Annotated in this window: 11 protein-coding genes; 5 read left to right on the top strand and 6 right to left on the bottom strand. The window is 38.8% G+C overall.

Features of this window, described 5'->3' with window-relative positions:
- Window positions 1-55: 55 nt before the first annotated feature.
- Entirely contained in the window at window positions 56-556 is a 501-nt protein-coding gene (locus F1E73_RS14865; RefSeq protein ID WP_191089029.1) for an AlbA family DNA-binding domain-containing protein, read from the bottom strand.
- A 258-nt stretch (window positions 557-814) separates the two neighbouring features.
- On the bottom strand, window positions 815-1,066 hold the full coding sequence (locus F1E73_RS14860) for a DUF983 domain-containing protein (RefSeq protein ID WP_223883456.1): 252 nt from the start codon (window positions 1,064-1,066) through the stop codon (window positions 815-817).
- Window positions 1,067-1,266: 200 nt separating this feature from the next.
- On the opposite strand from F1E73_RS14860, the gene F1E73_RS14855 reads away from it, so the two are divergent.
- The 5 genes from F1E73_RS14855 (at window position 1,267) to F1E73_RS14835 (ending at window position 7,715) form a co-directional block, all read left to right on the top strand.
- Window positions 1,267-2,145: a helix-turn-helix domain-containing protein gene (locus F1E73_RS14855; protein ID WP_150452358.1), complete on the top strand. Its 879-nt coding sequence runs from the start codon at window positions 1,267-1,269 to the stop codon at window positions 2,143-2,145.
- Window positions 2,146-3,008: 863 nt separating this feature from the next.
- Window positions 3,009-5,378 (top strand): TonB-dependent receptor, encoded by a 2,370-nt coding sequence (locus F1E73_RS14850; protein WP_150452357.1) that lies wholly within the window; start codon window positions 3,009-3,011, stop codon window positions 5,376-5,378.
- A gap of 38 nt (window positions 5,379-5,416) precedes the next feature.
- Complete coding sequence (locus tag F1E73_RS14845; protein WP_150452356.1) at window positions 5,417-6,205, top strand: DUF4625 domain-containing protein; 789 nt, start codon at window positions 5,417-5,419, stop codon at window positions 6,203-6,205.
- Window positions 6,206-6,257: 52 nt separating this feature from the next.
- Window positions 6,258-6,737, top strand: coding sequence for a DUF4625 domain-containing protein (locus tag F1E73_RS14840; RefSeq protein WP_150452355.1), 480 nt, complete (start codon window positions 6,258-6,260; stop codon window positions 6,735-6,737).
- A gap of 186 nt (window positions 6,738-6,923) precedes the next feature.
- Window positions 6,924-7,715: a DUF3050 domain-containing protein gene (locus F1E73_RS14835; protein WP_150452354.1), complete on the top strand. Its 792-nt coding sequence runs from the start codon at window positions 6,924-6,926 to the stop codon at window positions 7,713-7,715.
- A gap of 542 nt (window positions 7,716-8,257) precedes the next feature.
- Here the strand turns inward: F1E73_RS14835 and F1E73_RS14830 are convergent.
- The 4 genes from F1E73_RS14830 to F1E73_RS14815 all read right to left on the bottom strand — a co-directional run bounded on the left by F1E73_RS14830 (window position 8,258) and on the right by F1E73_RS14815 (window position 14,560).
- Window positions 8,258-9,346, bottom strand: a complete 1,089-nt coding sequence (locus tag F1E73_RS14830; protein ID WP_150452353.1) for an efflux RND transporter periplasmic adaptor subunit — start codon at window positions 9,344-9,346, stop codon at window positions 8,258-8,260.
- A 17-nt stretch (window positions 9,347-9,363) separates the two neighbouring features.
- Window positions 9,364-12,534, bottom strand: coding sequence for an efflux RND transporter permease subunit (locus F1E73_RS14825; protein WP_150452352.1), 3,171 nt, complete (start codon window positions 12,532-12,534; stop codon window positions 9,364-9,366).
- Between the two features lie 10 nt (window positions 12,535-12,544).
- Window positions 12,545-13,924, bottom strand: coding sequence for a TolC family protein (locus F1E73_RS14820; RefSeq protein WP_150452351.1), 1,380 nt, complete (start codon window positions 13,922-13,924; stop codon window positions 12,545-12,547).
- Between the two features lie 219 nt (window positions 13,925-14,143).
- On the bottom strand, window positions 14,144-14,560 hold the full coding sequence (locus tag F1E73_RS14815) for a hypothetical protein (protein WP_150452350.1): 417 nt from the start codon (window positions 14,558-14,560) through the stop codon (window positions 14,144-14,146).
- Between the last annotated feature and the right edge of the window lie 224 nt (window positions 14,561-14,784).

Here is a 14,784-nt window from a genome sequence, read left to right as displayed (position 1 = left end):
AGTTTAAATGCCTACAGAAACTCTTAACTGTCAGAAGAAAAGCGTAGCTATTACCTTAATACCGAGATTCAATATACTCCAACATCTCATGTAAATTTAAATTACGGATTATATCTCCTACCCGTATGTACATATGATAAGAGCTATTGATAGGGACGTAGACGGGAATATCACTTTTGCTTATCTCTATTTGACAGATATGTTTCTTGTCTAATTTATAAAAGTGATAACTGGTTAGCGAACAGAATTGAGGGCCAAGTTTATCTGAGATCAGTTGTCCAATATAATCGGAAAATCTTTTCCTGTCACTTTTTTTAAAACGTTGCCCACCGTTTTCCAAACCAATTATTGCACCTCCTTTATCAACCCCTATTAATAGATTCCCCCCGCCTGAATTCATAAAGCTGGCAACGGATTTAAGAAATTCCTTTTCAGTGGTGGCTGCTGCCTTAGGTTGCTTCAAATCACAAGGTGAAGTTGATAGAAAAGCTAATTGTTGATTTTCTGATGAATTGATAAGGGTCTTAAGATTTTTTAAACGCTCTTTTTTAGACAATGAAGGTTCCTTTTTAAAAAAGGAGATAAAATTTATTAGCAATTTCATATGGATGGCGACTAATTGAACTATGGACCTACTGGTTGGACAATATTATTCTCAAAAGGTTTAAGCAATAATCATTCCATTTACAAAATTACGGGTTTTTATTGACTCGCTATTACTTATATATCTTACTTCATTGGCATAAGTATCATTGTAAAAAGGTTGTATTAATCTGTAAATAAAATCACCAAATATTTCCTATTTAGACTACTCCTATCGTTTTTTATAAAACATATACATCCAAATTATTCTCGATAATCTGAAGTTTATGGAACTGCTAAGAATAGCAATGGCCGCTACAATGAAAAATGTAACAAGAATAGGAAGATCAAGGAATACCCAGGTAATGACAAAACAGGTAATCATTTGTGCACAAGCTATTGCATAGCTCACATACATTGCGCCGAAAAAGAATCCGGGTTCTACCTCAAATTTGTAGTCACATAATTTGCATCTTTTTCCCATAGATGGCATTCTAAATAAGACTGGATTCCCTTTGGTGTTAAAAATTTGCCCCTGCTGACAATTTGGACACTTACCTTTTAAGGCATTGAAAAAGTTCATTCTGTATGGAATTGTTGAGACGCAAAATTAAGTGTGTATTTGGTAGGTATCGATGGAGGATTCACCCCAATATTTGTACATTTGGGACATACTTAGTTGCTATGAAACATATTCCCGTGCTGGGTATCGATCAATTTGAGCAGAACGTATCACTGCATGATATCTACAGCAATACCATTGAAGATCATCTTAGAAGAAATGAAAAACATTTCAATAAACCTCATAAGCATAATTTTTTTCTGTGTGTCTTATTTACAGAGGGAACTGGGACGCACGAAATAGATTTTGAATCCTATCCTATAGAAAAGGGAAGCGTATTCTTTCTTAGACCCGGTCAATCGCATTTTTGGCAATTCACTAGTATACCAAAGGGGTATATTTTCTTTCATTCACGAGAATTTTATGAAGTTCAATTAACCGACATTAAACTATTTCAATTACCATTTTATGGTTCTCCAAATAATGTTCCTTTGATTAAGCTTAATGCAAGTAACCTTCATAAATTAGTTTCAAGGTTTAGGGAAATCAATGATGAATACTCAAGTGATCAGCTTATGAAAAGACTGAAATTAGTAAGTCTCATTCAGTTGCTGTATATCGATTTGACTAGACTGTATCTGGAAGATGATCAGTTAAAATTTCAGGAATCGGTACGGTATTTAGTCATCGTAGGAGAGTTAGAGAGTCTGGTTGAACAATATTACCTGTCCCAAAAGTCTGCAAGTTTCTATGCCGAAAAGCTTCATATCTCTACGAAGCATTTGAATCGCGTATTAAAAGCAGTGTTGAATAAAACAACGACACAGTTAATTACAGAACGTATAATTCTTGAAGCCAAAAGACTCTTAGTGCATAGCAATGATAGTTTAAATGTAATTTCAGAAGTACTAGGGTATAGAGAATACGCTCATTTTTCTAAGGTCTTTAAAAATTATACGGCAATTACACCGATAGACTTTAGAAAATCATATAAAGAATAGAGGGATATAGTTATTCCAACTGATTTATTTATGCAGCGGTAAATTTGAAAAGAAGCGGCTCATTTCAAAAACTCGATTTTCCCGTTTGATAGACTAAACCTGTCAATTTAATGGGAATTGAAATAGTTCTGATAAAATTAAACACCGGGGCCTAAAACAGAAAGTTGTTGATTAGCGACCGTAAAATTTAACCAGGTAGAAATCTTTAATTAAATGGGCAGAACATTTTGTTAAGTTTAATTTAACATGGGGATTCGTATAATTCATTATGTTTGCCTTTCATGAAAAGTAGTCGTTTTAAAAATAATGTCAGTATTCTGTTCCTGACCATTTTCCTCTCAATGAAAGTGGCGGGCTTACATTCATTGACACATACGGACGATAACAATCATGCCTTACACTGTATAATCTGTAACAATGTTAATTCACATAGTTTAACGGCGGCACTTACGCCAAGTGACCTCGATTTCAATATTGAAAACACTGAATTTATTGTTCAGAATGAAGTAGCTACTAACTACAGCTTTAATGCTTCAAGTGCTACAGTATCTTATCACCTATTCTCGCGTCCCCCGCCTTTCCTACTATAGTAGACTTTTCTATACAGCAATCTTTATTAAGGGCTTTACATTATAATTTTAATTATTTAGTGCGTGATATGGTATGCGTGTACGCATCGATTACTTATCATGAGTTGATATAATTGATATCTAATGGCAATTCGGCATTAATACCTCTACTTATTAGGTTTCTAGTAGGCTGACTAACATAACATTAGTCAACTCCCTTAATACCATCTGTATAGCTTTTTATCGTGGTCCGTTTCTTAGGACAAATATTCAAGTTAAAATAGTGCCTTAATTATGCTTTATAAAATATTGGGCGTATGGCTAATCTTTAGCCTATGGTCCATGATGTATTCGCAAGACACCTTTGAAATAAAAGGGTTTGTGAGAAATGCCAACACCTTAGAACCAATTGAAGGTGCCAATATAATTGGTGAAACTCTATTTTCCATTTCATCTGTTACGGGTGAGTTTATAATGAAAGATGTCCCTCAAGGCACCTATACATTTACAGTTACCCATCTGGGCTATTCTCCTAAAACAGTGAGCGTGACAGCGGGATCAGATTTAGATCACATCCAGGTTTATTTAAATGAATCTTCCATGTCCCTGGAGGGAGTTGCAGTATATGGAAAATCTAAGCGAAGATTAGACAAGGAAGCTCCTACAATCTCTCATTTGGTTACAAAAGACTTTCTAGATAGGAATAGGGAAAACAGCCTCATGCAGACCCTGGAAAAGATTCCTGGAGTTAGCACTATCACAATTGGTTCTGGCCAATCCAAGCCCGTTATAAGGGGCCTGGGATTCAATAGGGTGGTAGTTGTTCAAAATGGTGTAAAACATGAAGCTCAACAATGGGGCCATGACCATGGTTTGGAAATAGACCAGTACGGTATTGAAAACATACAGATAATTAAAGGACCAGCGTCTTTGGTTTATGGTTCTGATGCCATTGCCGGTGTGTTGGATATTAGACCTAATGGAATTCCCCTTAAAAACTCCCTGGATGGTGAGGTGAATATTCTGGGAGAAAGCAATAATAGCCTATTTGGTGTTTCTGCCGGTATTAAAGCAAGAAAGGATAAATGGTTTTACCGCGGACGCTTTACCTATAGGGACTATGGAGATTATAAGGTGCCTACGGATAGGATCAATTACGATAGTTACATTTTTGAGCTATATGATAATAATTTAAGAAACACTGCCGGAAGGGAAGCTAATGCAAGCCTTAGTGTTGGATATGCTTCAGAAAACCTAAAATCAGAAACCTTTTTTAGTAACGTAAACGCTAAGAACGGCTTTTTTGCCAATGCCCATGGTTTGGAAGTCAGGACTTCCAAAATTGACTATGATCACTCCAATAGGGATATCGATCTTCCCTTTCATGAGGTTAATCATTTTAAAATCATGAACAATACCTCCTTTACCAATGGCAACCATACGCTTCATCTTGATCTGGGCTTTCAAAATAATCACAGAAGAGAACATTCAGAACCGGTTCCCCATGGCTATATGCCTAAACCTCCCAACAGCCTTGAGCGGGTATTTAATAAAAACACCTATACGCTTAACCTTAGGGGTGACGTTAAGCCCAACGAGCAGTGGAACATTGTACTGGGAACTAATGCAGAGCTGCAATACAACAGAATAGGAGGATGGGGGTATTTAATACCAGCCTACAACCGTCTCACTATGGGTGCTTTTGCATACAGCCAATTTGAGGTTCACCCGCAATTACATGTCCTAGGTGGTATACGCTATGATTATGGCCGTATGGCGGTCATATCCTATTACGACTGGTATCCTACTAAAAAAAACAACCCAGATGGGACTACCTCATATGTGCACTTGCAACGAGCTCAAAATAAAATAATGGATTTTGGGAATATCAGTGCCTCCGCAGGGGTTAGTTACCTTATGGGCAATACCACCTTTAAGGTAAACTTAGGAAAAAGTTTTAGAATGCCTTTGTCTAATGAATTGGCTTCTGATGGCTTAAATTATCACATGTACCGCTATGAAAAGGGGAATCTGGATTTAAAACCAGAGGTATCCTATCAATTGGATTTAGAGGTGTCCCATAAAAAATCGCAGTTTTCCATGGGGTTTAGTCCTTTTGCAAATCATTTTGAAAACTATATTTATCTGAATCCGACCTCCAGTTTTTACGAGACTCTTCAGATTTACGAATACACCCAGACCAAGGTGCTCCGATATGGTGGGGAACTTTGGGCAGGGATGGGCATAACAAAAGACCTGCAGATGGAAGCGTCATTGGAATATGTACAATCCAAACAGACGAAGGGCCCTAAAAAAGGTTTTACTCTGCCTTTTTCCCCACCCTTATCTGCTGTACTCTCGGCCAATTACCAGTTTAGTGATCTAGCTTTTTTAAAGTCCCCGAGCTTGATGACCGATTTTAGAATGACCGCCTCCCAGAATAAAATTATACCCCCTGAGAAAAAGACGGAGGGGCATCAAATAATGAACATCACCTTCTTAACCGACATCAATGGGTTCGAAAAGGATATGCCGATTCAAATGAAAATAAAACTGAACAATATATTCCACACTAAATATTACGACCATACCAGTTATTACCGGTTGATAGATGTTCCCGAAGCCGGGAGAAACCTATCCCTGTCCATAACGGTCCCTTTTTAATAAACATTAATAATTATAAATCAATTAAAATCAAAACCATGAAGACAAACATTTTAAGGACAAATTTCAAATTAGTGGCATCAATCCTGTTCCTAGGACTCCTTTTACATTCTTGTAGTAGTGATGATGACAATGTTACAGTAAATGCCCCAGTAATCTCAAATTTTGAATACGGGGAAGGAAGTGCCCATTCCACAGAGCAAATTGCCTATATGGGATCGGATATTCATTTGGAAGCAGAAATTATTGCCGAATCTAGCGTTAGTAGTATTACCCTATCCATTCACGCCCATGATTTAACACCCGGCGAGGATGAAGTGGTGTGGGATTTTGAAAAGGTCTACTCCAATGAGAAATACCTTGTAAAAAACCCCGTATTCCATGAACACGTGGATGTCCCAAACAATATCCCCACGGGCGAGTATCACATTATGCTGACCGTAACGGATGAGCTAGGAAATAAAACGGAGGTAGAAGGTCACCTTCAAATTTTACACCCCATTGCATTAAGTGACATTTCTATAGACACTAGTGTTCAAAGAGGGAGTGACTTTCACGCGGAATTTAAGATCGATGCGATTAATGGTATTCACAATATCACTGTTGATATTCATTCGCATGGAATTGTACCAACTGAAGGAGAAACTACTTGGCACTATAAGGAGGTGTTTTCGGAAGGGTTTCACGGACTGACCACCGCTGAATTTCATAAACATATCGATGTTCCCACCACTGCACCTAGCGGAGAATATCACATGACCATTACCGTTAAGGACGAGGATGGAAATTCAAAAAAGATTGATAGTCATTTACAGGTAACAAAATAAATAATCATACCGCATAGCCGGCTAGCCGGCTATGCGTATTAAATCCTTAGATATGAGTTTTAGAGCATACAAATATTTCTTTTTCATCGCAATGATCTTTTTCGTTTCCTGCAATGATGGCACGAGCTCGGAAATTGACGATCAAAAGCCAACAATATCGGTGGATTATGAGGAGGGGTTTCCCAAACCTTGCACGGAATTGGTTAGAGGAGAAACTTACACTTTTAAGGCAAGAGCCACCGATAATTTTGCATTGGCGTCTTATAGCCTTGGCATCCACCATAACTTTGATCATCATACCCATGATGACCAAGGAGCACTATGTGAGCTCGATCCCATAAAGAAAGCGGATACCCCATTTCTTTTTATGGAAAACTATCCTATAGATAATTCATTGACCACATATGAAATAAAAGTACAAATAACCGTTCCTAATGATGTAGATCCAGGAGATTATCACTGTAGTTTTTCTGTTACAGATCAAACAGGGTGGCAATCAAGAACCTCGATCGACATCAAAATTATAGAGTAGTGATAGTAGTTTTGGGGAGCTAGGTTAAATTTAAAGTAACCCGCTTGTATGGCCAATAACCGCGGATTATATAGTTGGGATAGGCTATAGTGCCATTCCAAAATATAATTACATTTGCAAAAAAAATAAGTAGGTGTCCGAAAAGACTTATTATAGGTGTCAATATTAAAAATTACAGAATATAAGATGAATAGAATAGCGCATATTGAAAGGGAGATTTTGGATTTAAGAAATCAATTGAAAAATCATCAATTGTATAGCAATATAAACAGTCTTGATGATATAAAAATCTTTATGGAAAATCACGTATTTGCCGTATGGGATTTTATGTCGCTCTTGAAAAGTCTTCAAATAAGCCTAACCTGTGTTGAAATTCCTTGGACACCCCCTAAGAATGCATCCTTATCCAGGTTTATAAATGAAATCGTGCACGGGGAAGAAAGTGACATTAATGAATTGGGAGAATCCAAAAGTCATTTTGAAATGTATTTAGATGCCATGTTGCAGGTAGGTGGGAATACTAATGAGATTAACAAATTTATAAAGCTTTTGGAGTCAGGAAATGCTATTGACGAAGCCCTTAATATGATTGAGGTAGACGAACGCGTTGTAGATTTCGTAAGATTTTCTTTTTTAATTATTGAGACGAAGAAGCCACACGTGGTGGCATCAGCATTTACTTTTGGGAGAGAGGACGTAATTCCTGATATGTTCATGGAAATCCTTAAAGGTTCCGACTCTGATAACAAGCTTTATCCTAAATTAACTTATTACCTTGAGCGTCATATAGAATTGGATGGTGACGAACACGGTCCATTATCCCTTAAGATGATTGCCGAATTATGCGGTGAGGATGATCACAAGTGGGAAGAAGCGTTAAATATTGCTAAACAAGCTTTGGAAAAACGGATTGGACTTTGGGATGCTATTACCGACTTAATACAGCGAAAAAAGGCATTAAGTACCGTTGACTCCTAATTATGCAAATACATAAATTAATATATAAATTGATGCTCAATGGTGTAGTAAAAGGACAATTGCCTTTTCACACTGTTGAGCATTTTATTATAATACTCATAATATCTTTACCTAGAGTTTTCTATCTTATTGTTTAGTTTGGAAGATTCTTTTTAGTTGTCGATCCCATGAAAGCTGATTTCGATAGCTATACCACTTTATAGAACTTACCTATATAGAGATAATCAAGAATTTTATTGGAATTGCTTGTTGGATGGGGGCTTATGTTTCTATGCAACTTTCAATATGATTATATGTAATAGCTCCGATTTCGATAGGAGGTTTTGAGCTTGGTGTTTTTTACGCAGATTTTTATAGGAAAACCCAAGCAGTAGGCCAGTATTTGATTGCAATCTGAAACGTTGAAGAGAGGTGTTGATATTTACAATAGAATATCAGTTTGCCATAAATGAAAAACACTTGCAAAAGGACATTTGCAAGTGTTTAATTATTATTTTTAATATAATCTGTTCTGGTTTTTGGACAAATCTAATTGAAAAGACTTATTTCATCTGCTCTGTTGGTCGTAAAACTATTAAATCATCGGCTTTCAATTCCCCAAAAACCTCCGTAACCGTATCCATTCGAATTCCTTCCTTTATGGAAATGCGTTGGATGTCATTCTGGTTTTTGGTTAACACAAATAATCCAGACTGTGTCCTTAATATACTTTTTGGAGAAACCCAAAACGTAGGGTGTTGGCGCTTTAAATTCAATTGAACTTGTGCATATTCCCCACCGTTCAGGTTTTCATCTAAATTCTTTACATCAAACTCCAAAGTTACCGACCGGTTTTGTGAATTAATCATTTTTGAACTACGAGAAAGACTGGCGCCATATTGCTTCCCAGGTTGAGAATTTACCGTGAAGGAAACTTCCATATCATTGTTAATGGAAGCAGCATGCTTCTCGGGTAGCGCTAATTTTAATTTTAAATTTTGCTCATCGGAAAGACGAAAAATGGGCTGACCTGAACCTGGACCCACCAAAGCGCCCTCAGATACATTGCGTTCGGTGATCACCCCATTAAAGGGAGCAACTACCTGAAGGTATTTCTGCATTTGGGCACTGTGTCCTGTTTGTGCCTTGGAGGATTCGTATGCTGATTTTGCACTGTTCATTGCACTTTTTGCACGGTCCAATTCAATGGCAGCTACAGCACCTTCGGTTTTGGCCGCTTCTAGCAATCTATCCAAATTTTGTTGGGCATATAGATAATCACTATGGAGTTTCTGTTCCGATGATTGGTCCGCTATTAATCGTTGATCCATTTCTGGGGCTTCTAACACCGCCAGTAGTTGGCCTTTCTTTACCGAATCGCCTATGTCTACATGTAAGCTTTTTACAAACCCGTTTACCTTGGCATATAGAGAGACTTGCTCAGCTGGCGCTAATTCGCCAGAGACCGCAAGTTTATAATCAGGGTGCATTTGCAAAATTGGTTTAACAACTATTTCTTGTTCCCCAAGGTTCTGGGCAATGTCTGTACTAGGGTTGTGTCCCGGTTCTGAATCGGAACAGGAAGCAAGGGTTAAAGAGGAAAAAATAGCTAGAAAGCTTAGTGATTTTATAGATTGAAAATTATAATTCATGATAATATTGATTATGGTTATTTTTTTATTTTTAAATAATACTCACTGTTTTGATCGTCCGGATCCAACGAAACACTTCTTACAGTGGAACGGGACATAACAGAAGAATAAAAATGAGGGATGAGCAATAAAATAGTAATCGATGAGCCAATTAATCCACCAATTACCGCTCTTCCCAAAGGTGCTGCCTGCTCGGATCCTTCGCCAATGCCAATAGCCATTGGAAGCATCCCCGCAAACATCGCCGCAGCAGTCATCAAAATGGGTCTTAAACGTGATGCGGATGCCAAACGGGCTGAATTTGAAGGCTTCAGCAATGACTTTTTACGATAAAATTCACCCTGGTCTACCAATAAAATTGTGTTGGATACTGATACCCCAATGGCCATAATGATCCCCATATAGGATTGTAAGTTGAGAGTGCTTCCGGTTATAAACAGCAGCAATAAACTTCCAGCAAATACTGCTGGTGCCACGGATAAAATTACAATGGGTACTTTAAAGGATTGGTAATAGGCTGCCATCATCAGGAATATGGCGATAAGGGCTACTGCTAAACCTGACATCAAACTGCTCATGGTTTCATCCAGTAAATTCATAGTGCCTTCCGTCCATACTGTTACCCCACGAGGTGGTTCCCCCGCTTGTTCAATGGCTTCTTTGACTGCCGCTGAAGCGGACCCCAAATCTTTATTATGAATGTTGGCAATTAAAGTAACATACCGATTTGGGCCTTTTCTGTTGACCTGTGCAGGTGCGGTGGAATGACGAATGTTTGCCACATCCTCCAAAACCGGATGACTACTTCCTTTTTTTACAGGCATCGATCGAAGTTGGGATTCCGTAAGCATATCAGCATAAGGGATTTCCACCTGTGTTTGAAATGGCAATCCAGATCGTGGATCAATCCACAGGTTTTTATTGGTGAAACGTGTGGAAGAGGTAGCTGCCACCAAATTTCGACTGATGTCATCCACGCCTAAATCAAATTGTCCCGCTAGATCCCTATCGATATCGATATTTAGGACGGGATAGTCTATTTGTTCGGCAATCCGAATGTCTCGTAGAAAATCTACTTTGCTTAAATGGGCTTTGATCTGGTTGGCAAAGCCGGCAGCTTGTTTTAATTGTCGTGCCCCAACTTTGATTTCGATAGGGGTCATTGCACCTTGCCCCATAATTTTTTCTGTAAGTTCCATAGGCTCGAAGTTGATAGATGCTTCAGGGTATTTATGGGCAACAATTCCTCTAAGCTTCTCACGGATTTCATCCATCGATCCAGAATAAATTTCCTGATTTATAGAAACTTCAAGAACCGCTTGGTCCGAGGAGCTTGTAAATAAGAATATTGGATTAATAGGGCTATTAGGTGATTGTGGACCTACAAAACCAGAAGTGATCGAGACGGCACCCTCAGGTAGTAGGTTGTTAATATCAGCAATCACATTGTTATACAATTCCTCCGTTTTCTCCAAACGGTCTCCAGCAGGAGCTTGTATCCTCAATTGAAAGTCGCCACTATTGGAGTTGGGCATCACGTCTGTTCCAACCCTGTTTATAAGGAATACTACAATGGCCCCAGAGGTGATTAGATATATAAAAAACAATGGAAGTGAACGTGGAAACCATCTTCTAAGTGTAAAGGAATACCGTACTCTAATTTTGTCGAAAAACGCGCGTTTCCGTTTAGAGATTTGTACTGGATTGCTGGGTGCTTTAATCATCCAATTCGCTAAAATTGGTACAAATGTCTGGGAGGAAATAAAGGAAGCGATCATCGCAAATGCCACCGCCAAGGATAATGGCAGGAACATATCTTTTGAAATTCCCGTCATAATAAGCGTGGGTGTCAATACAGCCAAAATACTTAATAGAATCAACAACTTCGGAATGGAGATTTCAAAAAGGGCATCCAAAATTGCCCGCTGCTTTTGCTTTCCTACTTCTAAATGTTGATGGATATTTTCTATGGTAACTGTAGCTTCGTCCACTAAAATTCCGATGGAAAGTGCCAAGCCGCTCAATGTCATGATGTTCAGCGTCTGGCCCATGAGATAGAGTACGGATACTGCTGCCATTAGTGAAATGGGGATGGTAAGCACTACGATTAGTGCACCACGTAAATCCCCTAAGAAAAGTAAGACCACCAGTCCTGTCAAAATGGCTCCCAAAAGACCGGATATTTGTAGATTGGTCAAGGAAGTTTGAATGTATTTGGATTGGTCAAACTCATAGCGAACGCTCATATCTTCTGGCAACATATGCTCAAAATCTTTTAAACTGGCTTTTACGTTTTGCACCGCATCTAATGTAGAGGCATCTGATTTTTTAATTACAGGGAGATAAACAGACCGTTTTCCGTTTACCATGGCGTAACCATAAGTCATATCAGCCTCGTCCTGTACGTGGGCAACGTCACGTACGTAAATCGTGCGGCCAGCAACCTTCTTAATAGGAGTATTCAGAAACTCTTCCGGTCCTTTGGAAAGTGAATTTATAGGAGCCATCATGTTTTTATTGCCAATCCTAAAATTTCCTGCAGGAGAAGGCAAATTACTTTTGGCAATGGCAATGGTTACGTCCTCAGTGCTCAGGTTATTAGCTCGGAGCAAGTTAGGATCCGCATTGACTACAATCGTTCGCGCACTTCCACCAAAAGGAGCGGGTGCCGATACTCCAGGTACATTTACCAGCATCGGACGGATTTTGGTCATGACTTCCGTCTGAATTTCGTTAATAGAGCGTTGCTCACTTTCAAAAACCAGTTTTCCCACAGGGAGTGAACTTCCATCGAAGCGAACAACCATTGGAGGAACTGCGCCTGCCGGAAGAAAACCCATTGCCCGGGAGACGGAGGTAGACAGCTCTGCAGCTGATTGTGCCATATCCGTTCCGGGATAAAAGGTGAGTTTCATTAAGGTCAGTCCTTGAATGCTTTTAAAATCCATTTCTTTTACACCACTAACAAATAGAAGTATTTTTTGAAATTCGTTGGCCATAAAACCATCCATGTATTCAGGTGAAAGTCCGCCATAGGGCATGGCAATGTAAATAGCAGGGGATTCCACTTCGGGGAAAATATCTACGTTTATTTTTTGGACTGCAATGACCGAAAAGAAAACGATGGCTAGAATCGAAACTATGATCGAGATGGGCTTTTGCAGTGCAAATCGAATTAAATTATTCATTATTTTTTATTTATAGATTATTGAACAAATGTGAAAAATCGGCTAGCAATGCCGCTTCGGAAGTCTTCAGCATCCAAAAGGAAAAGGCAGCATCTATAAGCTTATTTTCTGCCTGCTCCAGGATAATCTGGATTTGAAGTAGATTGCTTAAATCCATTAATCCGCTTTTATATCGTGATAAATACATTTGGTAAGCGTTATTTGCTTGTTGTTGCGCCTCACGGTTTTTTTTTACTTCCGCATATTGCCTCGACAGTTTATCTTGAATGGATGTCAATTCCGCCTGCATTTGCTGTTTTAATTGTTTATAGCGGTAACCTTCACTTTCAGCTTGTTTCTTCAAACTTCCAGAACGTTGTTTTTGGGTGTACAGGTCAGAGATATTCCAGGTAAGGCCCACACCTACCAATCCATTGGTCACCGAGTTGGAAAAACCATCGTTCCACGTATCTGAAACCGTACCCTCATTTCCAATTCCCACACCACGGTAGGCATATCCTCCAATTAGATTTATGGAGGGCAAAGCAGCACTTGCTTCACTTTTTCCGCGATAATCTAAACTTTTTTGACGTGCTTCAAGAGTAGTTAAAAGTGGATGGGTGGGATCGATTTTAGTAGCTCCGGTTAAGGAAATTTCCAATGGGTTCAAAAATCGAAGGAGAGAAGTGAGATATTTAGCTTCTTTTCCATTAGTAAGTTCCAAAAGCTGGATGAGGGCGGCCTGCTTTTGTCCATTTAGATTTTCATTAGTTCCTATCGCTTGATTGTAAGAGGCGGAAGCCATCAAGCTATCAGCGGCCGATCTTAATCCGGCCATAGCCAATCCCGAAGTAATTACGCGTACGGTATTTAGCCTATCAATGTTGTCCCGATTGGTTTCTAACTTGGCTTCGTTATAAAGTAATTTCAAATACCGATGAGAAAGCTCTTTCTGAAGTTGAACCTGGTAAGCATCCTGTTCGCTCTCCACACGATGTGTATTGGATTTGGCCGCCTTAGATTTGTAGTTGTATTTCCCAAAGGAAAAAAGTTCCCATTCCAATGTGGAAGAAACATAAGAGTTGAAGGTCCAGGATGGTCCACTCCATCCATTGACTCCAGCGACATTAAATAGTCCCGGTTGTGGGAAAAATGCGCCACTAATTCCTTTATGGGTAGCATAGGAGTTTTGAGCTTGGGCCCGTAGTTGTGGAAGTCGTTCGCCGAAAATGGATTTTTCTTCCATTTTGGATGATTCTACAGAGGCTCTTCTAGCCTCTATACCTGGATAGGAGCGTTGAGCTTCCTCCCACAAGGTGTTTAATGGACTTTCACCTTGTTGAGCAAAAGAAGGTTGGCAGCCGGCTAGGAATATTCCAGCGCCGATGACTGATACAAGAATTCTTGTCATTGATTTTATTTTTACGATTATTTGAATGAAATGGGCCAAATTTTAAATGGGTATGGCCCAGAACATTGAGCTTTTTAAAGCCTGTACTAATTTTAGGAATCGAAGACAAAGATGAATGAACGAGAAAACAGACTATGAAATCTATGGTCCACTACACCAAAAATAGTAGGAACAATAGAAAGCTGTTCTCGTTCTTCAATGTCTACAATGAAGAATAAATTATCGTATATCGTAAAAAAGTAGCTTGCTAAAGAGTAGGTACTTGGGAATGCTACGTCCCTGTGGTGGTAGGTTGTAAATATGTTCTTCCTTAAGCCTAAAAAAAGGCAACAAAAAAAGAGAAAAAACAACGCTAATAAAAATTGATTGGGAAAGATCCTTTAAAAGTGATTGATCATAAGTTTTTGCAGTAAAAACTTGAAAATCGGTACATTCTATGAAAGTAGTCTTGCCGTTCTCAACAGAAGATATATACTGGCCTGATCTACCAGCTTGCTCCATTTTAATTGGAATGTCAAATAAAACCTTGACACCTCTTTTCAAGGAACACGAAGACAACAGTACCACTAGCAGCAGAGCAGAGGCCAGAACCTGTCTGAAAATTTGAGTTACGTTATGTGCTTCCTTGTTTTTCACAACCCGCAAAAGTAAGAGAATAGATTAAGAAAAAAAAGTAGGAAAGGATTTTTAAATTGCTAATACTTTTCTGAAGTATTGGTAAAATTTTAATTTGACTACTAGGGCTACTTTATTTTCTAGAATTTGTATGGAGCCGTCATTTACATTATTTGTTTGCTTGAAGAGTTGACGGTCAGTAAAGTGAGTGAGGGATCGGGTAGACAAACCCCCAAATCTCTAGG

This window comes from Arenibacter lacus (assembly GCF_008711145.1).
Taxonomy (GTDB): domain Bacteria; phylum Bacteroidota; class Bacteroidia; order Flavobacteriales; family Flavobacteriaceae; genus Arenibacter; species Arenibacter amylolyticus.
Note: the sequence above shows the minus strand (reverse complement) of the source record. Positions and strands in the feature narration are given on the sequence as shown.

Bases quoted from the DNA above. Each gene is read 5' to 3' on its own strand.
- F1E73_RS14845 (WP_150452356.1), top strand. From the start codon at position 5,417: ATGAAGACAAACATTTTAAGGACAAATTTCAAATTAGTGGCATCAATC.
- F1E73_RS14830 (WP_150452353.1), bottom strand. From the start codon at position 9,346: ATGAATTATAATTTTCAATCTATAAAATCACTAAGCTTTCTAGCTATT.
- F1E73_RS14860 (WP_223883456.1), bottom strand. From the start codon at position 1,066: ATGGGAAAAAGATGCAAATTATGTGACTACAAATTTGAGGTAGAACCC.
- F1E73_RS14850 (WP_150452357.1), top strand. From the start codon at position 3,009: ATGCTTTATAAAATATTGGGCGTATGGCTAATCTTTAGCCTATGGTCC.
- F1E73_RS14840 (WP_150452355.1), top strand. From the start codon at position 6,258: ATGAGTTTTAGAGCATACAAATATTTCTTTTTCATCGCAATGATCTTT.
- F1E73_RS14820 (WP_150452351.1), bottom strand. From the start codon at position 13,924: ATGACAAGAATTCTTGTATCAGTCATCGGCGCTGGAATATTCCTAGCC.
- F1E73_RS14835 (WP_150452354.1), top strand. From the start codon at position 6,924: ATGAATAGAATAGCGCATATTGAAAGGGAGATTTTGGATTTAAGAAAT.
- F1E73_RS14855 (WP_150452358.1), top strand. From the start codon at position 1,267: ATGAAACATATTCCCGTGCTGGGTATCGATCAATTTGAGCAGAACGTA.
- F1E73_RS14825 (WP_150452352.1), bottom strand. From the start codon at position 12,534: ATGAATAATTTAATTCGATTTGCACTGCAAAAGCCCATCTCGATCATA.